Below are 26,926 nucleotides of genomic sequence, written 5' to 3' on the forward strand. Positions count from 1 at the left end.
CGATGGAACAGGCGTCAGCTCGGATGCCCGCGCCCGCAGTGCCGCAGTTGGCACCGGACGATAGCAGGATCTCGAACGCGCCTTTATACCGGCCCTACCCTTCACGACGAAGACCCCGAGTTCTTCGGCTTCTGCGCCTCGGAGGATTCCGGTTCGACGTAAAGAATCTTGGCCTTCATGTGCGCACGCGCCTGAGCGGCGATCCACACAAGGGTCGTCGCGACCAATGTGATGGCAAACGCCTTCGGATTGAACAGGGTGGTGTCCTTGAACAGCGCCACGAAGATGAACAGCAGCAGCAGCTGGGCGGTGTAGAGCATCAGCCCCATCGCCTGGAAAAGCTGCGGCAGCGACTTCGCGGTCCGCTGGAGTACGACGAGCCCCACCCCCATGAAGAGGATCACGACCAGCGTCGCGACAACGGCTCCGAGCGCTCCCTTGCCGCCCGCGACCACAGCGCTGACGGCGGCGGCGATCGCGCCGGCGGCAGCGGTGGGTACGGCGGTCTGGAGGAGACTCCGGACGTCGTTGGACGGCATGGCGGCAGCTCCGCTTGGTGGTGGGGGCAAAAGGTGTCGTCATGGACGAGCGTAAGCCGGGACCGAAGTGTCACTTCACGTCCAAAAGGCCGTCGCACTACGGCCCTTCGGCTCTGTCGCCGGGTCTCGTGAACGGTATCACAAACTATTTGATGAGGTCTTTACCAAGGAGTGTGCCAACTGTCACACATGAGAGTGACAGTGCCCGTCTGTGCACGACAGCTCGGCACTATGTCTGCTATTAGGCCCCGACGCGTCAAATCGTCAGCGGGACGTCCCGGCCTTCCGCCGCTCGGGGAAGCGCGAACGGGGCCCGATGGCGGTCGCCCCGTTGACGCCCGCAGGCAGCGGCATACGCTCCTGCGGTTCCTCCACCGCCTCACCGGCCTCGTCCGTACCGCCCCCGTCGGCGAAGGCCCTGGTGCTCCTGCGGTAGCGCGGCGGGATGAAGGACTCCGCCCAGCGCGGGGCGCGGGGGGTGAAGCGGGGCAGGAGCAGGAGCACCAGGCCGACCGCGCTGAGCACGACGATGCCGAGCACGATCCACATGCTGGCCGAGTGCACGGAGTACGCGACGGCGCCGAAGGCGATCAGGGCGGACCAGAAGTACATGATCAGCACCGCCCGGCTGTGCGAGTGGCCGATCTCCAGGAGCCGGTGGTGCAGGTGGCCCCGGTCCGCCGCGAACGGCGACTTGCCCTGCCAGGTACGCCGCACGATCGCCAGCAGCAGGTCCGCGACCGGGATCGCGATGATCGTCAGCGGCAGGAGCAGCGGGATGAAGACCGGCAGCATCGCGTGCGTGACCTCGCGCGTGCTGGCGCCCGCGAAGAGCTTCATCGCGTCCGGATCCACCTGGCCGGTGACCGAGATCGCGCCGGCCGCCAGGACCAGGCCGATCAGCATCGACCCGGAGTCGCCCATGAAGATCCTGGCCGGATGCATGTTGTGCGGGAGGAATCCCACGCACATGCCCATCAGGATCGCGGCGAAGAGGGTGGCGGGCGCGGCTTCCTCGATGCCGTACCCGTACCAGATCCGGTACGCGTACATGAAGAACGCCGTGGAGGCGATGCAGACCATGCCCGCGGCGAGACCGTCCAGGCCGTCCACGAAGTTCACCGCGTTGATGGTGATCACGACGAGCGCGACGGTGAGCAGATTGCCCTGCCAGGCGGTCACCGAGACCTGGCCGATGCCGGGCACCGGCAGCCACAGGATCGTCAGCCCCTGCGCGACCATCACGCCGGCGGCGATGAACTGGCCGCCCAGCTTGATCAGCGCGTCGATCTCGAACTTGTCGTCCAGTACGCCGATGAGCCAGATCACCGCGGCACCCGACAGCAGCGCACGCGGCTCGTTCGACAGCTCGAAGACGCTGCTGAGGTTCTGCAAGTGGTCCGCGACCAGCAGACCGGCGCACAGACCACCGAACATCGCGATGCCACCGAGCCGCGGTGTCGGCTCCCGGTGCACGTCGCGGGCTCGGATCTCGGGCATCGCGCCGGTCGCGATGGCGAACTTCCGCACCGGTCCGGTCAGCAGGTAAGTCACCGCTGCCGTAACGCAGAGCGTCAGCAGGTATTCACGCACGGGCAGCCCCACAGGTATCGCCGGCCATCTCAGCCCCACACCCTAGCTTCGCGACCACATGCTCCAGGACATTCGGGTACCGGTTGATGGTTGCACGACGCGTTCTCAGACGGGATACGGCGGAAAATTCCCGGCCAGATCCCGCGCTTGTGCCGCGACCTTCCTGCCCTCCCCGCGCAGAGCCAGGGAGAAAAGCTCCGCGATGCGCGCCATTTCGGGCTCGCGCATGCCCTGGGTGGTGACGGCCGCGGTTCCGAGGCGGATGCCGCGCTCGTCGCCGTACGGAAGAGCGCAGCAGTCCACCACCATGCCGGCCGCCGCCAGCAGCCCGCGGGCCGTCCGGCCCTCGACGCCCAGCGGGGCGGGATCGGCGGTGATCAGGTGGGTGTCGGTGCCGCCCGTGGTGACGGCGAAGTCCTCCGCCGCCAGAGCGTCCGCGAGCGCGCGGGCGTTGGCGACGACCTGGTGGGTGTACGCCGAGAAGGCGGGGGTCGCCGCCTCGCCGAATGCGACCGCCTTCGCCGCCACCGAGTGCATCTGGGCGCCGCCCTGGGTGAAGGGGAACACGGCCCGGTCGATGCGCTGGGCGAGCTCCGCGCCGCACAGCAGCATTCCGCCGCGTGGGCCGCGCAGCACCTTGTGGGTCGTGGCGCAGACGACATCGGCGTACGGGACCGGGGTGGGCGCCGCTCCCCCGGCCACCAGGCCGATGGGGTGGGCGGCGTCCGCGATGAGGTAGGCGCCGACCTCGTCGGCGATCTCGCGGAAGTACGCGTAGTCGGGGTGCCTGGGGTAGGCGATGGAGCCGACGACGATGGCCCTGGGGCGGTGCGTACGGGCGAGGAGGCGCACCTGCTCGTAGTCGATGAGGCCGGACTCGTGGTCGACGCCGTAGCCGATGAAGTTGAACCAGCGGCCCGAGAAGTTGGCCGGGGAACCGTGGGTGAGGTGTCCCCCGTACGGGAGCCCCATGGCCAGCACGGTGTCACCGGGGCGCAGCAGTGCGGCGTACGCGGCGAGGACGGCGGCGGAGCCGGAGTGGGGCTGGACGTTGGCGTGCTCGGCGCCGAAGAGGGTGGCCGCGCGGTCGATGGCGATGCGCTCGGCCACGTCGACGAGCTCGCAGCCGCCGTGGTGGCGGGCGCCGGGATAGCCCTCGGCGTACTTGTTGGCGAGCGGGGAGCCGAGGGCGGCGAGGACGGCGGGCGAGCAGAAGTTCTCGGCGGCGATCAACTGGAGGCCGGTGGCCTCGCGGCCCATTTCACCGAGGATGACGTCGGCGATCTCGGGATCCTGGCGGCTCAGCGCTGCGAAGCCCGCCCCGAGGACGGGGTGCTCCTGCTGAACGGATGCGGCGGTGACCGGCATGGCTGGCTCCGGGCCTGGCGAAGGGGTGCGGCCCCTCCAATGTAGGCCGCCCCGGCCCACACTGCCCGGCGTACGAGGCGTTCCTTTCCCTGCTGTCCCTCAGGTGCGCGCCGGCGTCCCCGTGAGGGCGGTGACCACCGGGTCGAGCGCCGTGTTGATCTCGTCGCCGATCGAGCGGAAGAAGGTGATCGGCGCCCCGTACGGGTCGTACACCTCGTCGGCCTCGACGCTCGGGGCGAGCAGCCAGCCCCGCAGCGCCGCGGCAGCCCGTACAAGGGCCCTCGCGCGCTCCACCACGCCGTCCTGGAGGGGATCGGGCAGGGTGGCCGGGTCGATGGCCCGTACGAGCCGCGTGAACTCCTTGAGTGTGAACGTGCGCAGGCCCGCCGAGTGGCCCATGGAGATGACCTGGGCGCGGTGGTCGCGGGTCGCCGTGAGCACGAGATCCGCGCGGATGACGTGCTCGTCGAGCAGCTCGCGCCCGGTGAAGCCCGCCGCGTCCGCGCCGAAGTCGGCGAGCACGGCCGCGGCGTTGGCCTCCATGGGCGCGCCCTCGTGCCCCCAGGTGCCCGCGCTCTCCACGACGAGACCGCGGGTGAGCGAGTCGCCCAGGCGGTCGCTGAGGGCATGGCGGGTCAGCCGCTCGGTGATCGGCGAGCGGCAGACGTTGCCGGTGCTGACGTGGAGGATACGGAAGGTGTTCCCGGATATACCTTCGGCTGTGCCACGCCCGTCAAGGGCGGTCAACTGGCCACCTCGAGGTCGGGTACGACCTTGCGCAGCTCCTCGGCGGACAGGGCGCCCGCCCGCAGCAGGACCGGGACCTTCCCCGTGACGTCGACGATCGACGAGGGGACGATGCCGGGGGTCGGGCCGCCGTCGAGGTACACGGAGACGGAGTCGCCGAGCATCGCCTGGGCGGCGTCGCAGTCCTCCGGCGCCGGGTGTCCCGTGAGGTTGGCGCTGGAGACCGCCATCGGGCCGAACTCGGTGAGCAGCTCGATCGCGACCGGGTGCAGCGGCATGCGGACGGCGACCGTGCCGTGCGTCTCGCCGAGGTCCCACTGGAGGGACGGCTGGTGGCGGGCGACGAGGGTCAGGGCGCCGGGCCAGAACGCGTCGACGAGCTCCCAGGCCTGCTCGGAGAAGTCGGTGACCAGGCCGTGCAGGGTGTTCGGGGAGCCGATGAGGACGGGCGTGGGCATGTTGCGGCCGCGTCCCTTGGCCTCCAGGAGGTCGCCGACGGCCTCCGCGCTGAAGGCGTCGGCCCCGATGCCGTAGACGGTGTCGGTCGGCAGGACGACCAGCTCGCCACGGCGGACGGCGGCCGCGGCTTCGCGCAGACCGGTCGTGCGGTCGGTCGCGTCGTTGCAGTCGTATCGCCGTGCCATTTAACGGGCCTCCTCGTGCGGGAACTGGTTGGTGCGGCCGGCGGTCACGGCATGGCCTTGCGGGCGGTCGCGAAGCGGGGCCGGTTGTTGAGGTCGGGGTGGTCGGCCGCGTCGGCCCAGCCACGCTCCTCGGTGAAGATCCACGGCACCTGGCCGCCCTGGGTGTCGGCGTGCTCGATGACGACGACGCCGCCGGGCCGCAGCAGGCGGTGGGCGGTGCGCTCGATGTGGCGGATCAGGTCGAGGCCGTCCTCGCCGGAGAAGAGGGCCATCTCCGGGTCGTGGTCGCGGGCCTCGGGGGCGACGTACTCCCACTCGGTGAGCGGGATGTACGGCGGGTTGGAGACGACCAGGTCCACCTGGCCGTCGAGCTCGGGGAGCGCGTCCCTGGCGTCGCCCTGGTGGATCGTGACGCGCGAGCCCGCGGCGTTCTTGCGGGTCCACTTGATGGCGTCGTCGGACAGCTCGACGCCGTGCACACGCGAGCGCGGGACCTCCTGCGCCATGGCGAGGGCGATGGCGCCGGAGCCGGTGCACAGGTCGACGATGAGCGGCTCGACGACGTCCATGGCCCGTACGGCGTCTATCGCCCAGCCGACGACGGATTCCGTCTCGGGGCGCGGTACGAAGACGCCGGGGCCCACCTGGAGCTCCAGGAAGCGGAAGAAGGCGCGTCCGGTGATGTGCTGCAGCGGTTCGCGGGCCTCGCGGCGCGCGATCGTCTCCCAGTAGCGGGCGTCGAAGTCGGCGTCCTTGACGTTGTGCAGCTCTCCCCGCTTGACGCCGTGCACGAACGCGGCGAGCTCCTCCGCGTCGAATCGCGGTGAGGGCACGCCGGCGTCGGCCAGCCGCTGGGTGGCCTGAGCCACCTCTGCGAGCAGCAGATTCATCCCGGTCCTCCGACTTGCAGGGGGCTTACTGGCTTTGCTGGCTTACTGGCTTTCCTGGGCTGCCGCGAGCTTCGCGGCGGAGTCGGCGTCGACGCAGGCCTGGATCACTGCGTCCAGGTCGCCGTCGAGTACCTGGTCCAAGTTGTACGCCTTGAAGCCCACGCGGTGGTCCGAGATCCGGTTTTCCGGGAAGTTGTACGTACGGATCTTCTCCGACCGGTCAACCGTGCGGACCTGGCTGCGGCGTACGTCGGAGGCTTCCTGCTCGGCGGCCTCCTGGGCGGCGGCGAGCAGCCGCGAGCGCAGGATGCGCATGGCCTGCTCCTTGTTCTGGAGCTGGCTCTTCTCGTTCTGGCAGGAGGCGACGACGCCGGTCGGCAGGTGCGTAATGCGTACGGCCGAGTCAGTGGTGTTGACGGACTGGCCGCCGGGGCCCGACGAGCGGTAGACGTCGATGCGCAGGTCGTTGGCGTGGATCTCCACGTCGACCTCCTCGGCCTCGGGCGTGACCAGCACGCCCGCCGCGGAGGTGTGGATGCGGCCCTGCGACTCGGTGGAGGGCACGCGCTGCACGCGGTGCACGCCGCCCTCGTACTTCAGCCGCGCCCAGACGCCCTGGCCGGGCTCGGTCGCGCCGTTGCCGCCCTTGGTCTTCACCGCGACCTGGACGTCCTTGTAGCCGCCCAGCTCGGACTCGGTGGCGTCGATGATCTCGGTCTTCCAGCCGACGCGCTCCGCGTACCGCAGGTACATGCGCAGCAGGTCGCCGGCGAACAGGGCCGACTCGTCGCCGCCCGCGCCCGCCTTGACCTCAAGGATGACGTCCTTGTCGTCGCTGGGGTCGCGCGGGACGAGGAGCAGCCGCAGCTTCTCCGTCAGCTCCTCGCGCTGCTTCTCCAGCAGCTTCAGCTCGGCGGCGAAGTCCGGGTCGTCGTGGGCGTATTCGCGCGCCGTGACGATGTCCTCGTTCGTCAGCTTCCAGGTCCGGTACGTCCCGATGATCGGGGTCAGCTCGGCGTAGCGCTTGTTCAGCTTCCGCGCGTTGGCCTGGTCCGCGTGGACCGAGGGGTCGGCCAGCTTCTTCTCGAGATCGGCGTGCTCACCGATCAGATCCTCGACCGCCTCGAACATCTTCGGGCTCCTGGGTTGCAAAAACGAAAGGGGACTGCGGCCTGTACGGCGCGAGCCTGTACGTCACGACAAAGCGCCGGTCCTCCCCGCCCCTGTACGGAGCGGCCGAGGACCGGCGCAATGGCTCGCTACTTCGCGGCGGCAGCCTTGCCGAAGCGGGCCTCGAAGCGGGCCACACGGCCACCGGTGTCGAGGATCTTCTGCTTGCCCGTGTAGAACGGGTGGCACTCGGAGCAGACCTCAGCACGGACGGTGCCGCTGGAGATCGTGCTGCGGGTGGTGAACGACGCGCCACAGGTGCAGCTGACCTGCGTCTCGACGTACTCGGGGTGGATTTCGCGCTTCAAGGTGACTCCTAGTTTCGGGAGGGCGCCGGGTCGCTCGCGCGGATTGCGCGGACGTGAACCGGGGCCGACGTACCAGTCTGCCAGCACTGGCCGCATCTCCCAAAACCGGGGACCGGCCGGAACTATTCCCCGCCCGCTACCCGCTCTGTACGACCTTGCCCGCGTCGCCCTTGTCGCCCGCCGAGTCCTTGGTCGCGGAGGCCGGCACGGGCCTGTCCTGGCGCAGGGCGTCCCAGACCTGCTGCGACTGGCGCCGGAGCGGGAGGACCCGGTTGGGGTCGGCCGGGTCGTACTGCACGGGCAGCGTCACCATCTTCATGTCGCCCGCGCCGATGCCCTTGAGGCCGCCCGCGAAGCTCACCAGCTCATTGACCGAGGCGAGGTCCGAGTCGGTGGTGACGGTCCTGGTGGTGCTGTCGGCCAGGTCGTACAGCTTCTTGGGGCTGGTGAGGACGCCGACGTCCTTGACCTGGTTGATCAGCGCCTTCATGAACGCCTGCTGGAGCTGGATGCGGCCGAGGTCGCTGCCGTCGCCGACGCTCTTGCGGGTCCGTACGAGACCGAGCGACTGCTCGCCGTCGAGGGTGTGCGTGCCGGGCTTGAGGTGGAGATGGCTCTTGCCGTCGTCGATGGCCTGCCGGGTGGTGATCTCCACGCCGCCCAGATCGTCGATGAGCTTTTTGAAGCCGGTGAAGTCGACCTCGACGTAGTGGTCCATGCGGATGCCGGACATCTTCTCGACGGTCTTGACTGCGCAGGCCGGACCGCCCACCTCGTACGCCGTGTTGAACATCTGGTGGCCGGCGCCGGGGACGGTCCCGCCGCCGCTGTCCGAGGCGCAGGCGGGGCGGTCGATCAGGGTGTCGCGCGGTATGGAGACGACGCTGGCCTTCTTGCGGCCCTCGTACACGTGCATGACCATCGCGGTGTCGGAGCGGGCGCCGCCTTCGTCCTCGCCGTACTCGGCGTTGTCGCCCGAGCGGGAGTCGGAGCCGAGGACGAGGATGTCGAGGGAGCCGTTGTCGACGTCGTCGGGGCGGTCGCCGCCGAGCTGGGTGTTGATGTCAACACCCTTGAGATTGCCGTTGAGTTTGAAGTACACGTAACCGAGTCCGGTGCCGCCCAGCAGCACCACGCCCGCGGCGGCCCAGGCGGTGGCGGTCAGCGCCTTGGGGCGGCCGCCGGGTTCCGGCTCCTTCCGGCGTTTGCCGGTCCCCCGTATTCGGCTGCTCCTGCTCTGTTCTCCGGCCATGTTTCTCCCCAGCCCTCGTTGGTTCCGATTCCCCCTGCCGTGGCGATCAGGCACGGTATGTCGGCACTTACGACACTTGTCAGACGACGGATCACCGTGAAGGGTTGCACAACGCCCTGTGGCCCCTGCTCGGGGCAGGGGCCACAGGGCGCGCGTGGGCGGTGTGGGCGAGAGGGGCCGAAGTCCCGTCTCACCAGGGTTTTCAGCCGAAGATGTTGTACTGCTGCCAGCCGGTACCGATCTTGATGCGTGTGGCGAAGATCTCCGAGGTGGCCTTGCCGGTGCCCGGGTAGAGGTAGAGCGTGCCGCCGGGCGTACGGGCCAGATAGTCGGCCTTGCCGTCGCCGGTGACGTCACCGGCCGCGTCGAAGGCGTTGTAGCCGCTCCACGTACGGACCTTCACCTTGGCGGCGAAGGCGCCGGTGCCGGCCTTGCCCGTCCCCTTGTAGAGGAACATCTCGGACGTACTGGACTTGCGCGCGATCATGTCGGTCTTGCCGTCGCCGGTGAAGTCACCGTTGCCGCGCACCGAGTTGAACTGGCTCCAGCCACTGCCGACCTGGACGCGGGGCGAGAAGGTGCCGTTGCCCTTGCCCGGGTAGATCCACAGAACACCTGCGGAGTCGACGGACAGGAGGTCGGGCAGGGCGTCGCCGGTCACGTCACCGGGGACGATGATCTGCTTCCTGGAGCCCCAGCCGGACGCGATCTTCGTGTCGGCCCACTCCTCGGTGGAGGGCACGTAGTGCGACCACCAGACGTCTCCGGACTTGGTCCGGATGATCATGTCCTCGTAGTCGTCCCGGTTGAGGTCCGTCTGGAGGATCACGTTGGTGGCGCTGTAGTTGTCGACCGCGACGCGCCCGGCGAACGAGGTGCCCTTGGACGCGTAGTAGTAGAGCGTGCCGTCGGAGGCGCTGCGACGGGCCAGCACGTCGGACCGGTGGTCGTTGGTGATGTTGGCGTCGTCGACCCGCGGGACGACGGATCCGGCGTACCAGCTCACCTTGGAGTAGACGCTGTACGCGCCCTCCTCCACGCAGTTCTCGACGCCCCACGAGACCACACCGACGATCTTGCCGCCGACGACCAGGGGGCCGCCCGAGTCGCCGTTGCAGGCGGTCGTGGTGCCGTCGTCCTGGCCGCTCGCGGGCTGGCCCGCGCAGACCATGTGGTTCCTGATGTACTCGCCGCCGAGCTGCCAGTTCTCGCACGTGGCGTCCGAGTTGACGGGCAGGGTCGCCTTCTTCAGCGTCGGCGAGATGTCGTCGCTGGTGGAGGAGGTGCGGCCCCAGCCGTAGACCGTGGCCATGGTGCCCGGCTTGTACGACGTGGTGTCGTCCGACTTCGTGATGTTGATCGGCTTGGCCGTGACCGGGTAGGCCAGGGTCAGGACCGCGATGTCGTTGTCGAGCGTGTAGTCGCTGTACGACGGGTGGTTCCACTGCCGCCAGACACCGGTGATGGTGCCGCCGTGGTTCGCGTCGGTCGCCAGCGTCTCGGTGCCGGTGACGACGACACCCTTGTTCTTCCAGTCCGCACCCTTGACGCAGTGCGCCGCGGTGAGGATCTTCGTCGGCGCGATGACGGCGCCGCCGCAGAAGAACGAGTTTTCGCCGTCCTCGTAGAAGAGCTGCGCCATCCACGGGGCGGAGCTGATGCTGGTCTCCGTACCGCCGATGACCTTCGCGTCGGCCTTGCCCGACGAGCCGGACGAGAACTTGGCGCCCTTGGACGGCTCCTCGGCCTGCTTGGCCGCGGCCTCCAGACGCGCTTCCAGCTCCGCCTGCGAGGGCGAGGTGACGGCCGGCTTGATCGTGGGCTTGGGCGGCGGCACCGCGGCGGCGTTCGCCGGGGCCATCAGCATCACACCGGCGACAGCGGCCGCGATCGCGGTGGCGGCGGCCGGCACCGCGATGCGTATCCGGCGGCGGTGCTTGCCGCCCTGCTTGCCAGAGATCACTCGGGACTCCTGATTCAGATGTCGATGAGGACGCCCCAAATGGATCCCCCCACCTGTGGCCGAATGATCGTACGACTGACTCCCGTACACCAACAGCCACTTGTGGCCGACTGGTGAACACAACTTGGCAACATCTACGCGCTGGAGGCGTTTGGCGGGCGTGCAGACGGACATGGCAAAGCCGCCCCGCCACTTTCGTGACGGGGCGGCTTTGTTGGCGCTGCGGCGGTCAGTCGCTGCCGTTGCCCGAAGGAGTCGTCTTCGCGATCTGCATCAGGAACTCGGCGTTCGACTTCGTCTGCTTCATCTTGTCCAGCAGGAGCTCGATCGCCTGCTGCGAGTCGAGTGCGTGCAGCACCCGGCGCAGCTTCCAGACGATGGCGAGCTCTTCCGCGTTGAGGAGGATCTCCTCCTTGCGGGTGCCGGACGGGTCGACGTCGACAGCCGGGAAGATGCGCTTGTCGGCGAGCTTCCGGTCGAGCTTGAGCTCCATGTTGCCGGTGCCCTTGAACTCCTCGAAGATCACCTCGTCCATGCGCGAGCCGGTCTCGACGAGCGCGGTGGCCAGGATGGTCAGCGAGCCGCCGTCCTCGATGTTGCGCGCCGCACCGAAGAAGCGCTTCGGCGGGTAGAGCGCGGTCGAGTCGACACCACCGGACAGGATGCGTCCGGAGGCGGGAGCCGCGAGGTTGTACGCACGGCCCAGACGGGTGATCGAGTCCAGCAGGACGACCACGTCGTGACCCAGCTCGACGAGACGCTTGGCGCGCTCGATGGCCAGTTCGGCGACGGTGGTGTGGTCCTCGGCCGGGCGGTCGAAGGTCGAGGAGATGACCTCGCCCTTCACCGACCGCTGCATGTCGGTGACCTCTTCCGGACGCTCGTCGACCAGGACGACCATCAGGTGGCACTCGGGGTTGTTGACCGTGATCGCGTTGGCGATCGCCTGCATGATCATGGTCTTACCGGTCTTCGGCGGGGCCACGATCAGGCCACGCTGGCCCTTGCCGATCGGCGCGACGAGGTCGATGATCCGGGTCGTCAGGACGCCCGGGTCGGTCTCCAGACGCAGTCTGTCCTGCGGGTACAGCGGCGTCAGCTTGTTGAACTCCGGGCGCCCGCGGCCGGATTCGGCCGCCATGCCGTTCGCCGAGTCGAGGCGTACGAGCGCGTTGAACTTCTCGCGGCGCTCGCCGTCCTTGGGCTGGCGGACGGCGCCGGTGACGTGGTCACCCTTGCGCAGGCCGTTCTTGCGGACCTGGGCCAGCGACACGTACACGTCGTTCGGGCCCGGCAGGTAGCCGGAGGTCCGGATGAACGCGTAGTTGTCGAGGATGTCCAGGATGCCCGCGACGGGGATCAGGACGTCGTCGTCGGAGACCGGCGGCGCGTCGCTGCCGAACTCCTCGCGGCCACGACGGCCACGGCGGTCGCGGTAGCGCCCGCGGCGGCCACGACGGCCACCCTCGAAATCGTCGTCGTCCTGCGGCCCGGCGCCCTGGGGGCCGCCCTGGCCGCCCTGACGCTGCTGGCGCTGGCCGCCCTGGTCGTCGCCCTTGCCGCGGTCACGGCGCTCGCCGCGCTCGCCACGGTCCTGGCGGTCGCCGCGGGCGCCGTCACCACGGTCACCGCGCTCGCCACGCTCACGCTGGCGCTCGCGGCGGTCGCCGCGCTGACCGCGCTCCTGGCGGTCACCCCGGCGGCCATCGGTGCCCTCCTGAGGGGACGTGGTAACGGCGGCCTCGGCCTTGGCCTCGGGCTGCGCGTCGGCACGTACCTCGGTCTTGACGTCGGTCTTGGGCTCGGCCTTCACCTCGGTGGCGACAGCCGTCTCGGGGCTGCCCGCCTGGGCGGTGGCCCGGCGCCGGCGGCGCTCGCCGACCGGCTGGTCGTCGCTGGCAGGCTGACCGGGAATGTCGATCTGCTGCTGCGCGACAGCCTTCTCGGCGGCGGGCGCGGCGGCGGTGGCCGCGGCGGCCTCGTCTCCCGTGCGCGCCTTGGAGGTGGCACGGCGCTTCGGCTTGGTCTCGGCAGTGGAGCCGGCGGCCGTCTCGGCGCTCTTTGCCGGGGACGAGCCTCCGGCCTGCGCTTCCTTGATGACCTCGATCAGCTGGCTCTTGCGCATACGCGCGGTGCCCCTGATCCCGAGGCCGGACGCGACCTGCTGCAGCTCGGCCAGGACCATGCCCTCGAGGCCGGTGCCGGAGCGGCGGCGCCGTGCGGCACTACCAGTGGCAGCACCTGCGGCGGACGCGGTGTTGTCGACATTCTTGTCGGCAGTCACGCCCATCAGATCGGTGGTGTCGCTCACGAAGGGTCCTTCCCTGGAGCGGACGTCGGCCTGTCTGGCTCGGCGACCGGTTGTGCTGTCCGACTGCGGTCTTGAAAACCGTGCCGGGGCGGTGGTCCGCCGGATACGGCGGAAGAAATAAACGTGCTGGGGGTCCGGCTCTTGCATTGCCGGTTCCGGAGCGTGCTCAAAACTGCTCAGGCAGGCTGCTCAGGCAGTTGGGGAGGCTCCCGGAAGAATGATGGTCCCGAACGGGGACACGGTGCACCGCGCCACAAGGACGCCGGGTGCAACATTGAGATTAACACTACCGGATCCAATAAATATTCCCCCTCTCGTTCACCGGCAATCGCGTGTCACTGCGCTCCGAGCGGCAGAACACTCGCTCCCGCGGCGTCGAGAGCCAGCCGGTTGGCCGCCCACCCCTCGCCCGCCAGTCGTGCGACCTTGTCGGCCGCACCGTCCTCGACCAGCGCGAGGACCGTGGGCCCCGCGCCGGAGATGACCGCGGGGACGCCGTCCGCACGCAGTCGGTTGACCAGGGCCAGGCTCTCCGGCATCGCCGGGGCGCGGTAGTCCTGGTGGAGTCGGTCCTCGGTCGCCGCGAGCAGCAGCTCTGGACGCCTGGTCAGGGCCTCTACGAGCAGGGCGGCGCGGCCCGCGTTGGCGGCGGCGTCCACATGGGGGACGGTGCGCGGCAGCAGGCCGCGGGCGGTCTCGGTGAGCACCGGCCTGCCGGGGACGAAGACCACCGGAACGATGGAATCCGCAGGGTCCATCCTGATCGCCCTGGCCGCTCCCCCGTCGGTCCAGGCGAGCGTGAAGCCGCCGAGCAGGCAGGCGGCGACGTTGTCGGGATGCCCCTCGATCTCGGTCGCCAGCTCCAGCAGCGCGGCCTCGTCGAGGCGCGCGTCGCCGCCTATGGTCACGGCGCGTGCGGCGACGATGCCGGCGCAGATGGCGGCGGAGGAGGAGCCGAGGCCGCGGCCGTGGGGGATGCGGTTGGCGCAGACGACCTCGAGGCCGCGCGGCTGTCCGCCGAGCAGGTCGAAGGCGGTACGGAGCGACCGTACGAGCAGATGGCTCTCGTCGCGGGGCAGCGTCTCGGCGCCCTCACCTGCGATGTCGACGTGCAGCCCGGAGTCGGCGACCCGGACGACGACATCGTCGTACAGCCCCAGCGACAGGCCCAGGGCATCGAAGCCGGGACCAAGATTTGCGCTGGTGGCGGGGACGCGCACCCTTACGGCGGCGGCGCGGAACGCGGGACCGGCCATCGCTCGACGACTCTCCTTGTGGGACTGCGAAATGTGGGACTGCGAGATGTGTGAGACTGCGACATTTTGACGTACGAACACCCGAAGGCCATGACGGCAACAGCACCCGCGGCATACGCGGCGGGGTGGGTTGAGTACAGCCTATCGAAGGAAGGTTCTGTGACGACATAGGGCGCACAGGAGGCGCACGATGCGTGTCGCGAACCGTCCTGTGCTCCTATGTCTGGCCTTACGGGGCCTTACGTGGCTTTACGCCACCTGCCGGCCCCCGCCGGGCACCTGCTACACCAGGCCGAGGCGTTCCGCGGCCGTCGCGGCGTCCACGGGCACCGTGACCGGCTGCGGCGCTCCGGCCACCGCCCAGTCCGGGTCCTTGAGGCCGTTTCCGGTCACCGTGCACACGATCTTCTGGCCGGGGTCGACCTTGCCCTCGTCGGCGGCCTTGAGCAGACCGGCGACACTGGCTGCCGACGCGGGCTCGACGAAGACGCCTTCCTGCGAAGCCAACAGGCGGTAGGCGCGCAGGATCTCACGGTCCGTCACCTCGTCGATGAGGCCGCCCGACTCGTCGCGCGCCGCAAGGGCGTACTGCCACGAGGCAGGGTTGCCGATGCGAATCGCGGTGGCGACGGTGTGCGGGTCCTTGACGATCTCGCCGCGCACGATCGGCGCCGAGCCGGAGGCCTGGAAGCCCCACATCCGGGGGCTGTGCGTGGAAATCTTGTCCGCCGCGTATTCGCGGTAGCCGCGCCAGTACGCCGTGATGTTTCCGGCGTTGCCCACGGGAAGCACGTGAATGTCCGGGGCGTCGCCGAGCCGGTCGACGATCTCAAAGGCGGCGGTCTTCTGCCCCTCGATGCGGACCGGATTGACCGAATTGACCAGCGCCACCGGGTAGTTGTCCGACAGGCTGCGGGCCAGCGTCAGACAGTCGTCGAAGTTTCCGTCGACCTGGAGGATCTTGGCGCCGTGCACGAGCGCCTGGCCCATCTTGCCGAGCGCGATCTTGCCCTGCGGCACGAGGACGGCGCAGACCATCTGGGCGCGTACCGCGTAGGCGGCGGCCGAGGCGGACGTGTTGCCGGTGGAGGCGCAGATGACGGCCTTCGCGCCTTCCTCCCTGGCGCGGGTGATCGCCATGGTCATGCCGCGGTCCTTGAAGGAACCGGTCGGGTTGGCGCCCTCGACCTTGAGGTACACCTCACAGCCGGTGCGCTCGGAGAGGACCTGCGCCAGTACGAGCGGCGTGCCACCCTCGCCGAGCGTGACGACAGGCGTCGTCTCCGTCACCGGAAGGCGGTCCCGGTACTCCTCGATGATGCCGCGCCACTGGTGGGTGCCGATGCTGGTCATGGGTCCTTACTCCCCTTCAACACGCATGATGCTGGCGACACCGCGCACGGTGTCGAGCTTGCGCAGCGCCTCGACGGTCCCCGAAAGGGCGGCGTCGGGCGCGCGGTGGGTGACGACGACGAGGGATGCCTCGCCGCCTCCGTCCTGCCGGCTCTGCTGGCGCACGGTGTCGATGGAGACACCGTGCTCGGCGAAGACCGTCGCGACCTGGGCGAGAACACCCGGTTTGTCGGCCACATCGAGGCTGATGTGGTACCGCGTGACGACCTCCCCCATGGAGCTGACAGGAAGCTGGGTGTACGCGGACTCGCCGGGCCCGGTGGTCTCGGCGACGAGGTTGCGGCAGACGGCGACGAGGTCACCGAGGACCGCGGAGGCGGTCGGAGCGCCGCCGGCGCCCGGACCGTAGAACATGAGCTGTCCGGCCGCCTCGGCCTCGATGAAGACCGCGTTGTACGCCTCGCGGACCGAGGCCAGCGGGTGGGTCAGCGGGATCATCGCCGGGTGGACGCGCGCGGTGACGGACTTGCCGTCGGCGGCGCGCTCGCAGATGGCGAGCAGCTTGACGGTGCACCCCATGCGCTTCGCGGAAGCGATGTCGGCGGCCGTGACCTCCGTCAGCCCTTCCCGGTGTACGTCGCCGATCCGCACGCGGGTGTGGAAGGCGATGCCGGCCAGGATGGCGGCCTTGGCGGCGGCGTCGAAGCCCTCGACGTCGGCGGTGGGGTCGGCCTCGGCGTACCCGAGGGCGGTGGCCTCGTCGAGCGCCTCGGAGTAACCGGCTCCGCTCGTGTCCATCTTGTCGAGGATGAAGTTGGTCGTGCCGTTGACGATCCCCAGCACCCGGTTGACCTTGTCACCGGCGAGGGACTCGCGCAGCGGCCGGACGAGCGGAATGGCACCGGCCACGGCGGCCTCGTAGTACAGATCCCGCCCGTGCTCCTCGGCGGCGGCGTGCAGGGCGGCGCCGTCCTCGGCGAGCAGCGCCTTGTTCGCGGAGACGACGGAGGCGCCGTGCTCGAAGGCGGTGGTGATGAGGGTGCGGGCCGGCTCGATGCCGCCGATGACCTCGATGACGACGTCGATGTCCCCCCGTTTGACCAGGGCCGTCGCATCAGTCGTGATCAGAGCGGGGTCGATGCCCTCGCGGACCTTGGAGGGGCGTCGCACGGCGACCCCGGCCAGCTCGACCGGGGCCCCGATGCGGGCGGCGAGGTCGTCGGCGTGCGTCGTCATGATGCGCGCCACCTCTGAGCCGACCACACCACAGCCCAGCAGCGCCACCTTCAGCGGACGCGTACGCATCATTCGACCTACGCCTTTCATTGGGCACAGCGTTTCTTGCTTGGTTTCTTGCTTGAGTGTGAACCAGTCTCACTCACCGGACGGGAGTTTCTGTCCCCGGTCCAGATTGCGAGACATCTATTTCATCAGCCGACATCAAGACGCAGGAGATCTTCCTCCGTCTCGCGCCGGACGATCACGCGTGCCTGACCATCATTGACGGCGACAACGGGCGGGCGCAGCGCGTGGTTGTAGTTGCTCGCCATGGAGCGGCAATAAGCGCCGGTGGCGGGCACCGCGATCAGATCACCGGGCGCGAGGTCGGCGGGCAGAAAGGCGTCCCGTACCACGATGTCGCCACTCTCACAGTGCTTGCCGACGACGCGGACGAGCATCGGCTCGGCGTCCGAGGTCCGCGACACGAGCGCCACGCTGTACTCGGCGTCGTACAGCGCGGTGCGGATGTTGTCCGACATGCCGCCGTCCACGCTCACGTACGTACGCAGCCCCTCCAGCGGCTTGATCGTGCCGACCTCGTAGAGGGTGAAGGCGGTGGGGCCCACGATGGCGCGTCCCGGCTCGACGGAGATGCGGGGCGTGGCGAGCCCGGCGGCCTCGCACTCCCGGCTGACGATCTCGTGGAGCGCCTTGGCGATCTCATGCGGCTCGCGGGGGTCGTCCTCGGAGGTGTACGCGATGCCGAGCCCGCCGCCGAGGTCGATTTCCGGCAGCTCGACGCCGTGCTCGTCCCGTACCTCGGCGAGTAGCTGCACCACGCGCCGCGCGGACACCTCAAAACCCGCCATGTCGAAGATCTGCGACCCGATGTGCGAGTGAATGCCGATGAGCTCGATACCGTCGAGCCGCAGGGCCCGGCGTACCGCTTCGGCGGCCTGCCCGTCCGCGAGCGCGATGCCGAACTTCTGATCCTCGTGGGCGGTGGCGATGAACTCGTGCGTATGGGCCTCGACACCCACCGTCACGCGAATCTGCACGCGCTGGCGCTTGCCCAAGCTCTGCGCGATGTGGGCGACGCGGACGATCTCCTGGAAGGAGTCGAGGACGATCCGCCCGACGCCCACCCGCACGGCCCTCTCGATCTCCTCGGCCGACTTGTTGTTGCCGTGGAAGGCGATGCGCTCGGCGGGCATGCCGGCGTCGAGGGCGGTGGTCAGCTCCCCACCGGAACACACATCCAGATTGAGCCCCTCCTCCTTCAGCCAGCGGACGACGGCCCGCGAGAGGAAGGCCTTGCCGGCGTAGAACACGTCGGCGTCCGGCCCGAAGGCCCCGGCCCAGGCGCGGCAGCGGGCACGGAAGTCGCTCTCGTCGAGGAAGTAGGCGGGGGTGCCGAACTCCTCGGCGAGGCGGCTCACTTCGATACCGCCGACGGTGACGACACCCTCGCTGTTACGCCGGACCGTCCTGGCCCAGACCTTCTCGTCGAGGACGTTGAGATCGGCGGCCGGGGCGGTGTAGTGCCCCTCGGGGTAGACATCGGCGTGACGGGGCCCGGCGGGGTGTGCGGAACGGCTCATGTCTGTTCTGTCTCTCTCACAGATGTTCGGGTGCGCTGATGCCGAGCAGGGACAGGCCGCCGGCGAGCACCGTTCCGGTGGCCTCGGCGAGGGCCAGCCGGGAACGGTGGGCGACCGAGGGTTTCTCGTCGCCGGGGGGCAGGACGGGGTGGGTGTCGTGGAAGCGGAAGAAGGCCTCGGCCGCCATGTCCAGGTGCCGCGCGAGCCGGTCGGGCGCGCGGTGGCGGGCGGCGGCTTCGAGGACGCCGGGATAGTCGACAAGAACACGAACGAGCTGGTAGCCCTCCCTCTCCAGGCCCCCCTCCCCGCGCACCTCCCCCTCTCCACCCTCTCCTCCCTCTCCACCCTCGAACCCGAGCGTGCCGGCGTTCCGTACCAGGGCGCGGGTGCGGGCGTGGGCGTACCGGACCCGGAAGAGGGGGTTGGTCTCGCGCTGCACGAGGAGGTCGTCGGGGGCGGCGGTGGCGGTGGGCCAGATGAGACTCCAGACGGCGGCGTCACGCCCGAGCCGGGCGACGAGGGCCGGCGGGAGGGAGCCCGGCTCCCCGGTTTCCGTCCGTACGACGGTCGCCCCCTGGGCATGGGCGAGCCGGGCCACGGCGTCGGCGAGGGGCCCGCGCCCGACCCGGACGACGTCCCCGGCGAGCGCGCCGCCGTGCCCGTAGGCGTGCCCCTGGGTGAGGACCGTACGTACGACGGAAGCGTGCGTGTCCTGCGCGAGCGTGACATTCAGGAACCCGGGCCCGGTGACCTCGACGTCGGAGATCGCCTCGTACCCGATCAGCAGGGCCCGGAGGATCTCGGCGACCTCGCGGGCGGGGCGGCCGGCGGGGCCGGCGAGCTTGAGGGCGACGTTGGTGGCGTAGTCACCACGCCCGCCGGGCCGAGGCCGCTCGACGACGGCGCGCTCCGGCACCGGCGCCCGCAGCACGCCCTCGTCCACGGCGCGACGCACGACGCGCAGCACGGTACGGGAGAGCTCTGCGGGGGTCACGGGACAAGCGTATGGGAGGAGGGGGGTGACAACGCGAACCGGTTTCGCCATCCGGTCACGGACGGGGGCAGGGCGGGGCCGCTCAGCGCGGATCTCAGCTGCGGGGTGCTCGGCCGCAGGGCCCTGGGCTGCGGGGCTCCCTCCACAGGAACCTCAGCGACCAGGACCTCACCGCAGGGACGTCTGCCACCGGGGGTCACCGGGGCCTCAGCCACGCGGACCTCTGCCAATGGGCCCCACCGCGCGGACCTCACCACCGAGCCTCACCCCCAGGGACCACAGCCACCGGGGTCTCACCCCAGCGGCGCCGATGATCGCTGCGGCCTCGGCCGGAGGCAGGCCTGCGCGGGACCTCATCCAGCGGGGGAACCGGGGCCCAGCCGCGCGGACCTCAGCCACCGGGGCCTCAGCCCGCGAACCTCAGCCGACCGTGCGGCCCGCCTGCCCGGCTTCATGCCTGCCGTCGGCTGACGGCGGACCCTCCCGGCGCGTCAACTGCCGTACGAGCCTGACCAGCTCCGCAGGCTCGAAGGGCTTGGCAAGAAAGGCGTCGATACCTGCCGCGAACCCGCTCTCCCCCTCATGCTGCGTACACGCACTGATGATCGCGATGGGCAGATGGGCGGTCCGGGGGTCCTCCCGGAGCCGGGCGGCCGTACGAAGCCCGTCGAGCCGCGGCATCACCACGTCCAGCGTCACGACATCGGGGCAGACCCGGTGAACGATGTCCAGCGCCTCGACACCATCGGCCGCGGTCACCACCTCGAAGCCCTCCAGCTCGAGATTGACCCTGATCAGCTGCCGGATGACCTTGTTGTCGTCCACAACAAGCACGCGGCCGGACACGCCTGGCACAACTCGAGAGTAGGTCGCCGTCCACCACCGCGTCCGGCTTTTCCTCACTTCCACCCGCACGGGGTGCTGACAGCCAACGAGGACCCGCCCCACCCGACCCCACCCCGACCCGTCGCAGCACCGGTGCGGCCTCCCAAAACCTGTTCATGAACACCCGGCCGAAGCTGGTAGTGTTCAACCCGTCGCCGCTTAACCACGGCGGTACGCCCCCGTAGCTCAGGGGATAGAGCAACGGCCTCCGGAGCCGTGTGCGCAGGTTCGAATCCTGCCGGGGGCACTCGCCGGTCAGAGACCCGGAAACGCGGTCTGACCAGGGCGGGAGCCGACAGAACGGGGCGGGAGTCAGTTTCACTGACTCCCGCCCTTTCTCACTGTCGATCACGGTTCGCGTGTGAGGAGCGTGTGAGCCACAGGCCGCCCGATGCCGTACCCGCACGCCTTCGCTCCTGCGTCGCCGCCTCTCGTCAGTGCCGCCGTCTACGATCCCGCCATGCCTGACAACCGCCCCGCAGTGCCACGCCAGTTAGCCCGCGACCTGCTGGTCGAGGCTGGGCACAGGTGCGCTATCCCCACCTGCCGTGCCACCACCCTCGAGCTCGCCCACATCACTCCCTGGGCCAAAACCCGGGCGCACGACTTCGACAACACGATCGCTCTCTGCCCCATTTGCCACACTCGCTTCGACAAGGGAGAGATCGACCGACTTTCGATGCTTCAGTACAAGGCGGAACTCGGCTCCGGAGGTGCGCGAGCAAGAGTTCTCAGCGCATACCGAACGATGCAGGGAGCTCTGGACCGCTGGGGTAAATCCATCGCGATTCTGGCACGCGCTCATGTGGCTTTCGCTCCCGATTTTTATTTTATTATGCAGGCTCGGAGTACATGTGAGCGCGAAGCCGGGCTAACGCATGCCGCGGTTGCCGATCTACAGTCCGCCGGCGATGACACAATCGAACTCATAGCCCATTTCATTTATGACTGGTTTATTCACTGGGCGAGTAGCACAGTCGATATGAAATGGCCCGACTACTCTCAGTCGAGAGAGGAGCGAAATAGCGAATTGAACATCCTCCATGAGGCCCTTCTTGAACTTCACCTGACTGTCGCCGATTTACTCGGATTCGGATTCGATGAGTTGCCTTTCTGGGAGGAGCCTCCCCCTTCTCCGCAGCCACGCCCACTAGGCACCGCTTACTAGTATCACCATGACGCTGCCGACGAAAGGGCGGAAGCCAGGTTCAGTGACTCCGCCCCTTCCAGAGCTCTACCATGGCCGTGCCTGAGCCCCTATTTAATCCACGCGCGGGCTCATGTGCCGCTCGGTGAATCCCACCCCATGGCCATTTCGATCCTCTTATTGTTCTCCTCCTGGCTGTCGTCGATGACACCGGCGTAGCGGCGGTGGATGACCTCCGGCGAGTTGCCGGCGCGCCGGGCCACCTCAGCTACGGGGAGGCCTGCGCGGAGCCAGTTCGTGATGCACGTGGCCCGGAGGTGGTAGGGCTTCCGAGCCAAGGGCGAGTCCACCTTGTCCGGCGGGAACGTCAGCGGTCTTGCTTCCTGTTACACCCGCCAATAGCTGGACGTCCCGAGCAGGTCCCCCCGTTCGTTGGGAAAGAGTCGCCCGTCTTTGGCGGTGCCGAACTCCTTCAGATGCGCTCGGAGCATCGCCACCAGCACGGGCGGAATCGGCACCCGCCGGTCCGTGCCTGGCTCGCGTGACTTCAGCCCCCGCTTATCGTGCCGCTCACCCGAGTCCGTCCACTTCTTTCCGGAGATAGGGCGCGTCTCCCAGAGAGTGAGAGTTCCCCACCCCTTTCAGGAAGATGGCAGTCAGACAGTCTGAGCCCGACGACTTCCGCCGGACGCATCGCCGCGTACAGGATGCAGGCGAAGAAGGCGACAAGGCGCCGCCCCCGGTTCCGGTGCACCGAGCCGACATACGAGACGGCCGTAAGGAGTTGCCGCCCCTGCACCTCGTTGACCAATACCCGCGGGTCCACGGCATCGCTCCCATTGGAGGTAGGCCGCTTCAACCCAGCGAGCGGATTTCCATCTAGGTATCCCTCCTCAATCGCGTAGTCCATGGCCGTGTTGAATCCACGACGATGGCGCTTGTACATATCCGCTGCCGCCGGTTTGCCGTCCAGTTTGAACGACAGCCGATAGTGGACGTTTCGCACGGCCTTGGAGTCTCTGAGAGCCGACAGGGGTGCTGAAGCGCTCACAGAGCTTCGCTTCCGACGGATACGGATCGCCCACCGACAGCGACTCCTCGGCGATCAGGTCAGACATCTGTTCCGCAAGGGAGCGACGATCACCACCCCGCACGATGCGCCACCCAATGCCAGGGGCTGACTCCAGGACACCTTCGGCTTCAAGAACCTTGAGAGCCCGGCGGATCGTGTTGCGACCGACACCGTACTCACGCATCAAGTCAGCCTCCGACGGCAGCACATCGGCGCTCTCGTCTCCTCCGATCAGCTCACGCAGCTTCTCCGAGACGACCAGGTAGGTCCCACACGGAGTGGCCTCCGACACTCCGACTCCTCTCGCTGCCTCCACTACCCGCTGCCAAGAGTGCCACGAAGCGCCCAGGGCATCGCCGGACAGACAGTCCGGCTGTCCGACTGTCCCAGCATGCCAACTGACCTGCACAAATGGCTGGGACAGTCACAAGCGAGAGTGTCCCACCTGTCCGCACTGCCTAGGGAGGGGCTGTAACACCCTGGGTTGTAACAGCATGTCAGTGCGCAATCCTCACGGGAACTCGAATAACAGTCGTCCGTCCTCGGCAGTGCCGAACGTGTCGAGATGCTGCCGGAGGATGGCGACGAGCTGGGAGCGGTACCGGTACGAGCCGAACCTCTTCCGTCGGCCGGTCTTGGGGCCCCGGACGCCCCGGAGTCCGTCCACTGTTTCCCGACGCTGGGACGCGTCCGGGTCCAGCGATACCGCCCCCAGCTGACTTCGAGCAGCTTCAGGTCCGCATCGGTGAGACCCGCAGCCTCAGCAGGGCGGAAGACCCCGTAGTAGATGCAGGCGAACAGGCCGACGAGCACGGTGTCCGGCTCGCGGTCGTCCAGCCGAGGTGGCGTGTTCCTGTGCGGCGCGGTAGTCGGCGCGTGCCTGGCCCAGAGCGCCGAGGGTGGTCGAGTAGCGGCGGGACTCGGAGGAGAACTGGCCGCGGACGCCGAGCATGTGAGCCCACGCCCACAGGCGCCGGTCCGGGTAGAGCACATCGAGCGTCTTGCACGCCTCGATGAGCCGACGGGTGTGGTCGGGCACCGATGAGGTCTACATCCGGCCCGCCGTCCAGAAGCAAGCAGAGTCGGCGAGCACTTCGGATCTGATCACGTACTACTCGCCCCCTGAGGCAGTGCCGGCCAAGTTGTGGGCGTCGCCGATCGAGAAGGCAAGGGACCACGTAGGCATCCTCGTGTAGGCGGGACTGTTCCTCTTTAGCAGCCACCCGGACCTTCCGGACCAGTTGGCGGAGCAGGCCAAGGCCGGTAGACGAGTCCGCGTCCTACTCGGTGACCCCGACTCGGAGGTGGTCCGCCGGCGCGGCGCAGAGGAAGGCATCGGCGGAGATCTGACCGCACGCGGATCACCGGGCTACCTGGCACCGGCCATGACGGCCCCGGGCGTCGATGTGCGGTTGCACGACACGATCCTCTACAACTCGATCTACCAGGTGCGAAGGCGAGGTGTTGGTGAACCCGCACGTACTCGGAGCGCCCGCGGGGCAGAACCCGGGCTGCACTTCCGCTACATCCCGGGGGGGGGGGACGGGCGTTCCAGCACTACATGCGGAGTTTGACTATGCGTGGGAGCGTGGGCGAACCGAGTAGGCAGCTAGGGCACGTCATCCACCCGGCGGAGCGTGTATGGCTTGGCACATGGCCCGAGTCGACTACTTCGACGATCCGAACGCCCCGAAGGCGAACAGCATCGTTCCGTCCGTCACGCAGTGGCGCTCAACGATGCCGGGGAAGTCTTGCTGATCCACAAGACGGACACCAACCTGTGGGCACACCCCGGCGGTGGCGCCGACGTCGGCGAGTCAGCCCCCGATGCCGCTCCGTACGTGAGACCAAGGAAGAGACCGGGGGTTCGACATCGAGGTGACGGGACTGGTCGGCATCTTTACCAATCCGGCGCACCTCATGGCGTATGACGACGGGGAGGTGCACCGACAGTTTTCGATCTGCTGCCGGCCCGCATCGTCGGCGGTGAGCTGCGTACGAGCAGCGAGAGCAAGGAGGTGGCGTTGGTCCACCCCAGCCGGCTGGACGGTCTGAACATCCACCCGTCGATGCGGATGCGGAGTGATCGCGGGCTGACTGATCGCCCCGATCCCTACATCGGCTGATCAGCGAGGCGAGAGGGCGTCCGATCAACGGCGGCCCCGAGGCCCGGACGCGCCTTGCTGGTTGCGTTGTGCACCTCGCTGCCCGGCTCGTACCGCACCAGGATCTCGTCAATGCGGTGATCGAAGTTGAACGACGTCCGACCGACCCAGTCGTCATGTCCGCATAGATCAGCGCGTCGAGGACGGGACAGTCCTCCCGCTCGTACACGTCCAGCTGGGCGGTCAGCCCACGCTGCTCAGCCTCGTACACCGCTCCGGAGCGATGGGCAACGAGGCGTACGAGCCGGGAGAGCGCCGCCCCGAGGCTTCCCAGATGGCGAGCACCGTCGAGCGGGTGGAAGCCCGTGTCTCGCAGCTCCGGGGCGTAGCCGATGTCATGCAGCCAGGCAGCGGCGACGAGTAGATCACGGTCGCCTTCGGACACAGCCGCGGATGCTTCGCTTGTACGAGCCGCCACCTCCTGAGTGTGCAGCCAGCGGTTCCCGAGGAGGCAAGAGCGACTCGGCCAGTTCAGCCGCGCCTTGAGACGTATCCAATCCAGAGGGCATAGATCGCACGGCAGCCTGATGAGCGTGTAGCCGACAGCCTGGGATCGGCCGCCCAGGGCATTGCGGGTAAGAGTTTTCCTGCTTCATCAAGACCCCGCGCACGGCGCCGGCGCGCGCCGCCTTGCGGCGCGCTGCGTGCTCGGGGTGGTTAGGAGACCCGTTGCGGGGCGGTCGGCTCCACGGCTTTAGGCAGCCACTTTGGGGTCGCGCCCCAAAGCAGCTCCAGCCCAAAGCCGCTCCGCCGACCGCGCGTAGTGGTGCCCGTGCCCGATCAAGCGGGGACCGACGGGATGGCAGCGGCGTCAGCGCAGGTGGGAAACGTCACAGGTCAGCGACCATCCGCGTGCGGGATGTTCCAAACAAGTACACAAGGGCCCGGTGCCGGCGCTTGACGGTGTCAGTGAGACTCCACCGACCTGTGGCCGCGCTCTCGGCCTGTCTGGGCAAGCAACCGAATCGACAGCACAACGTAGACTCGCTAACCGCAAAAGGATCTGTCGCCAGCTAGCACTGGCAATTGTCCAGCTCCTCCGGCCATGGCTGCGGACGGATGAGGCGACAGCGCTCGCCGCGATGTCAGTGGCTCCCGCCACAATGGATGTGCTCATGGGATGCCCATCGAGCGTGACGAGGTCGCTAAGATCACAGCGCGACTGCTGCAGTCGCCACGGAAGGGACATCTGGATGCATCGATGGACGTTCGCCGACCTTTTCAGTGGCGCCGGCGGGATGAGTTATGGGTTTCATGCACATGGCGACTTTGAGCTTGTCGGGGCCGTTGACGCCCAAGTAGGCAAGCCCAGCAGCGGCAGAGGGACGCTGGAGTGCAACGACACCTACGCAGCCAATATGCAAGTTCAGCCGTTCGAAGAAGACATCGCTGCGCTTTCCGGATCAAAACTACGGTCACTGCTGGACCTGCGGCTTCAGGGTCGGGAACTCGACGTACTCAGCGCTTGCCCACCTTGCACCGGTTTGTCACGAGCCAACCCGAAGAACCACATCGCGGACGATGCCCGAAACTCACTGATCGGGAAGACGGCAGAGTTTGTCGCCGAACTGATGCCCTCCATCTTGGTGATGGAGAACGCACGGGAGATGCTCCAGGGGAACTTTCGGCATCATTTCGAGCAGCTCCGTGCGGACCTAAAGGACATGCACTATAGCGTCCACGCCAGCACCCACACGCTCACCAGGTTCGGACTGCCGCAGCAGCGTGAGCGCGCCTTGGTAATCGCCGTGCGTGAGGATAAGCAGTTTCATACCCTTGAAGAGCTGTGGGGCGATTCGATGGTGAAGCCGGAAGCCATCTCAGTGCGACGGGCGATCAGTCATCTACCTCAGGTAGCAGCAGGCGAACGCCACTCAGCCGATCCGATGCACGTCTCACCTTCAATTGGTACAGACGTCACGCTCAGGCGACTTCAGGCTACCCCTCGCGATGGCGGATCTTGGATCGATATGCGAGAACATCCGGACGCCGACATCGTATTGACGCCAGCAATGAAAAGGACGATCGCCGCTAGCAAGTTCGGCTCTTATCCAGATATTTACGGGCGTTTGTGGTGGGATAGGCCTGCACCCACCATCAAGCGGGAGTGCTCACATTTCGGCAACGGAAGGTACTCGCATCCCGAACAGGACCGGCTTTGCACCGTTCGTGAACTCGGCCTTCTGTCGGGCTTTCCGGAGAACTTCATCTTCAAGGCGCGGGCAGTCTCCAACATGTACCGCCACATCGGCGACGCGGTACCGCCGCTCATCTCGTACCAACTGGCGCATGTCGCCGAGTGGGTGTTGACAGGAGCGCGTCCTGAACTGGAAAGCGTCGTACTCCCTGGAACAAGCCTGCGAGCGGATGACATCGTGCGGTCGAACCAGCCGGTACAGCTGGATCTCGTCGCAGTTTGATGTCAGCACGGCGGAGCGCCGTTTGAC

The 26,926-nt window shown here is 68.2% G+C and carries 21 protein-coding genes, 1 tRNA gene and 3 pseudogenes; 4 read left to right on the plus strand and 21 right to left on the minus strand.

Features of this window, described 5'->3' with window-relative positions; genetic code table 11:
• Positions 1-101: 101 nt before the first annotated feature.
• The 17 genes from G412_RS0117410 to G412_RS0117490 form a co-directional block, all read right to left on the minus strand.
• Positions 102-539: a Cg1360 family ATP-synthase-associated protein gene (locus G412_RS0117410; RefSeq protein ID WP_028813213.1), complete on the minus strand. Its 438-nt coding sequence runs from the start codon at positions 537-539 to the stop codon at positions 102-104.
• Between the two features lie 264 nt (positions 540-803).
• Positions 804-2,132, minus strand: a complete 1,329-nt coding sequence (locus G412_RS0117415; protein WP_037649103.1) for an MraY family glycosyltransferase — start codon at positions 2,130-2,132, stop codon at positions 804-806.
• Positions 2,133-2,237: 105 nt separating this feature from the next.
• The gene (locus G412_RS0117420) at positions 2,238-3,500 is read right to left on the minus strand and encodes a serine hydroxymethyltransferase (protein ID WP_028813215.1); all 1,263 of its coding nucleotides are present in this window, start codon (positions 3,498-3,500) and stop codon (positions 2,238-2,240) included.
• 99 nt (positions 3,501-3,599) lie between these two features.
• Positions 3,600-4,247: an arsenate reductase/protein-tyrosine-phosphatase family protein gene (locus tag G412_RS0117425; RefSeq protein WP_028813216.1), complete on the minus strand. Its 648-nt coding sequence runs from the start codon at positions 4,245-4,247 to the stop codon at positions 3,600-3,602.
• Complete coding sequence (locus G412_RS0117430) at positions 4,244-4,891, minus strand: L-threonylcarbamoyladenylate synthase (RefSeq protein ID WP_028813217.1); 648 nt, start codon at positions 4,889-4,891, stop codon at positions 4,244-4,246. The genes G412_RS0117425 and G412_RS0117430 overlap by 4 nt, the downstream gene beginning before the upstream one ends.
• A 44-nt stretch (positions 4,892-4,935) precedes the next feature.
• Positions 4,936-5,781 carry a peptide chain release factor N(5)-glutamine methyltransferase gene (gene prmC, locus G412_RS0117435; RefSeq protein WP_028813218.1) on the minus strand — a complete coding sequence of 282 codons (846 nt, stop codon included), beginning with the start codon at positions 5,779-5,781 and terminating at the stop codon, positions 4,936-4,938.
• A gap of 42 nt (positions 5,782-5,823) precedes the next feature.
• The gene (prfA, locus tag G412_RS0117440) at positions 5,824-6,912 is read right to left on the minus strand and encodes a peptide chain release factor 1 (RefSeq protein ID WP_028813219.1); all 1,089 of its coding nucleotides are present in this window, start codon (positions 6,910-6,912) and stop codon (positions 5,824-5,826) included.
• Positions 6,913-7,040: 128 nt separating this feature from the next.
• Entirely contained in the window at positions 7,041-7,259 is a 219-nt protein-coding gene (rpmE, locus tag G412_RS0117445) for a 50S ribosomal protein L31 (protein WP_028813220.1), read from the minus strand.
• 136 nt (positions 7,260-7,395) lie between these two features.
• Positions 7,396-8,511 (minus strand): LCP family protein, encoded by a 1,116-nt coding sequence (locus tag G412_RS0117450; RefSeq protein WP_028813221.1) that lies wholly within the window; start codon positions 8,509-8,511, stop codon positions 7,396-7,398.
• 202 nt (positions 8,512-8,713) lie between these two features.
• On the minus strand, positions 8,714-10,378 hold the full coding sequence (locus G412_RS0117455; RefSeq protein ID WP_425274483.1) for a trypsin-like serine protease: 1,665 nt from the start codon (positions 10,376-10,378) through the stop codon (positions 8,714-8,716).
• A 325-nt stretch (positions 10,379-10,703) separates the two neighbouring features.
• Positions 10,704-12,785 (minus strand): transcription termination factor Rho, encoded by a 2,082-nt coding sequence (rho, locus tag G412_RS0117460; RefSeq protein ID WP_028813223.1) that lies wholly within the window; start codon positions 12,783-12,785, stop codon positions 10,704-10,706.
• Positions 12,786-13,120: 335 nt separating this feature from the next.
• Complete coding sequence (gene thrB, locus G412_RS0117465) at positions 13,121-14,041, minus strand: homoserine kinase (protein ID WP_028813224.1); 921 nt, start codon at positions 14,039-14,041, stop codon at positions 13,121-13,123.
• Positions 14,042-14,323: 282 nt separating this feature from the next.
• The gene (gene thrC / locus G412_RS0117470) at positions 14,324-15,394 is read right to left on the minus strand and encodes a threonine synthase (RefSeq protein ID WP_028813225.1); all 1,071 of its coding nucleotides are present in this window, start codon (positions 15,392-15,394) and stop codon (positions 14,324-14,326) included.
• A 6-nt stretch (positions 15,395-15,400) separates the two neighbouring features.
• Entirely contained in the window at positions 15,401-16,702 is a 1,302-nt protein-coding gene (locus G412_RS0117475; protein WP_028813226.1) for a homoserine dehydrogenase, read from the minus strand.
• A gap of 122 nt (positions 16,703-16,824) precedes the next feature.
• Positions 16,825-18,216, minus strand: coding sequence for a diaminopimelate decarboxylase (gene lysA / locus G412_RS0117480; RefSeq protein ID WP_028813227.1), 1,392 nt, complete (start codon positions 18,214-18,216; stop codon positions 16,825-16,827).
• Positions 18,217-18,232: 16 nt separating this feature from the next.
• Positions 18,233-19,210, minus strand: coding sequence for an ArgS-related anticodon-binding protein NrtL (gene nrtL, locus G412_RS0117485; RefSeq protein WP_028813228.1), 978 nt, complete (start codon positions 19,208-19,210; stop codon positions 18,233-18,235).
• 420 nt (positions 19,211-19,630) lie between these two features.
• Entirely contained in the window at positions 19,631-20,119 is a 489-nt protein-coding gene (locus tag G412_RS0117490; RefSeq protein WP_078607096.1) for a response regulator, read from the minus strand.
• 151 nt (positions 20,120-20,270) lie between these two features.
• Here G412_RS0117490 and G412_RS0117495 point away from each other — a divergent pair.
• Both G412_RS0117495 and G412_RS38130 read left to right on the plus strand, forming a co-directional pair.
• Positions 20,271-20,342, plus strand: a tRNA-Arg gene (locus tag G412_RS0117495).
• 213 nt (positions 20,343-20,555) lie between these two features.
• On the plus strand, positions 20,556-21,263 hold the full coding sequence (locus tag G412_RS38130) for an HNH endonuclease signature motif containing protein (protein WP_157839114.1): 708 nt from the start codon (positions 20,556-20,558) through the stop codon (positions 21,261-21,263).
• 110 nt (positions 21,264-21,373) lie between these two features.
• Here G412_RS38130 and G412_RS38135 read toward each other — a convergent pair whose 3' ends face one another.
• The 3 genes and pseudogenes from G412_RS38135 to G412_RS40190 all read right to left on the minus strand — a co-directional run.
• Positions 21,374-21,580: a hypothetical protein gene (locus G412_RS38135; protein WP_157839115.1), complete on the minus strand. Its 207-nt coding sequence runs from the start codon at positions 21,578-21,580 to the stop codon at positions 21,374-21,376.
• A 555-nt stretch (positions 21,581-22,135) separates the two neighbouring features.
• A complete protein-coding gene (locus tag G412_RS37205) occupies positions 22,136-22,606 on the minus strand; it encodes a FadR/GntR family transcriptional regulator (protein WP_078607078.1) in 471 nt (156 codons plus the stop codon).
• A 512-nt stretch (positions 22,607-23,118) separates the two neighbouring features.
• Positions 23,119-23,353 (minus strand): annotated as a pseudogene (locus G412_RS40190) (replication initiator); the annotation flags it as partial.
• Between the two features lie 614 nt (positions 23,354-23,967).
• Between G412_RS40190 and G412_RS37210 the strand changes: the two are divergent.
• Positions 23,968-24,440 (plus strand): annotated as a pseudogene (locus G412_RS37210) (NUDIX hydrolase).
• A gap of 316 nt (positions 24,441-24,756) precedes the next feature.
• Here the strand turns inward: G412_RS37210 and G412_RS41625 are convergent.
• Positions 24,757-24,897: pseudogene (locus G412_RS41625) on the minus strand (phosphohydrolase); the annotation flags it as partial.
• A 775-nt stretch (positions 24,898-25,672) separates the two neighbouring features.
• On the opposite strand from G412_RS41625, the gene G412_RS34865 reads away from it, so the two are divergent.
• Positions 25,673-26,899 (plus strand): DNA cytosine methyltransferase, encoded by a 1,227-nt coding sequence (locus G412_RS34865; RefSeq protein ID WP_037649069.1) that lies wholly within the window; start codon positions 25,673-25,675, stop codon positions 26,897-26,899.
• The last annotated feature ends 27 nt before the right edge of the window (positions 26,900-26,926 follow it).

This window comes from Streptomyces flavidovirens DSM 40150 (genome assembly GCF_000429085.1).
Taxonomy (GTDB): domain Bacteria; phylum Actinomycetota; class Actinomycetes; order Streptomycetales; family Streptomycetaceae; genus Streptomyces; species Streptomyces flavidovirens.

Bases quoted from the DNA above. Each gene is read 5' to 3' on its own strand.
- G412_RS0117475 (WP_028813226.1), bottom strand. From the start codon at position 16,702: ATGATGCGTACGCGTCCGCTGAAGGTGGCGCTGCTGGGCTGTGGTGTG.
- G412_RS34865 (WP_037649069.1), top strand. From the start codon at position 25,673: ATGCATCGATGGACGTTCGCCGACCTTTTCAGTGGCGCCGGCGGGATG.
- G412_RS0117410 (WP_028813213.1), bottom strand. From the start codon at position 539: ATGCCGTCCAACGACGTCCGGAGTCTCCTCCAGACCGCCGTACCCACC.
- G412_RS0117455 (WP_425274483.1), bottom strand. From the start codon at position 10,378: ATGCTGATGGCCCCGGCGAACGCCGCCGCGGTGCCGCCGCCCAAGCCC.
- G412_RS38130 (WP_157839114.1), top strand. From the start codon at position 20,556: ATGCCTGACAACCGCCCCGCAGTGCCACGCCAGTTAGCCCGCGACCTG.
- G412_RS0117450 (WP_028813221.1), bottom strand. From the start codon at position 8,511: ATGGCCGGAGAACAGAGCAGGAGCAGCCGAATACGGGGGACCGGCAAA.
- lysA (WP_028813227.1), bottom strand. From the start codon at position 18,216: ATGAGCCGTTCCGCACACCCCGCCGGGCCCCGTCACGCCGATGTCTAC.
- G412_RS0117420 (WP_028813215.1), bottom strand. From the start codon at position 3,500: ATGCCGGTCACCGCCGCATCCGTTCAGCAGGAGCACCCCGTCCTCGGG.
- prmC (WP_028813218.1), bottom strand. From the start codon at position 5,781: ATGAATCTGCTGCTCGCAGAGGTGGCTCAGGCCACCCAGCGGCTGGCC.
- G412_RS0117430 (WP_028813217.1), bottom strand. From the start codon at position 4,891: ATGGCACGGCGATACGACTGCAACGACGCGACCGACCGCACGACCGGT.
- thrB (WP_028813224.1), bottom strand. From the start codon at position 14,041: ATGGCCGGTCCCGCGTTCCGCGCCGCCGCCGTAAGGGTGCGCGTCCCC.
- thrC (WP_028813225.1), bottom strand. From the start codon at position 15,394: ATGACCAGCATCGGCACCCACCAGTGGCGCGGCATCATCGAGGAGTAC.
- prfA (WP_028813219.1), bottom strand. From the start codon at position 6,912: ATGTTCGAGGCGGTCGAGGATCTGATCGGTGAGCACGCCGATCTCGAG.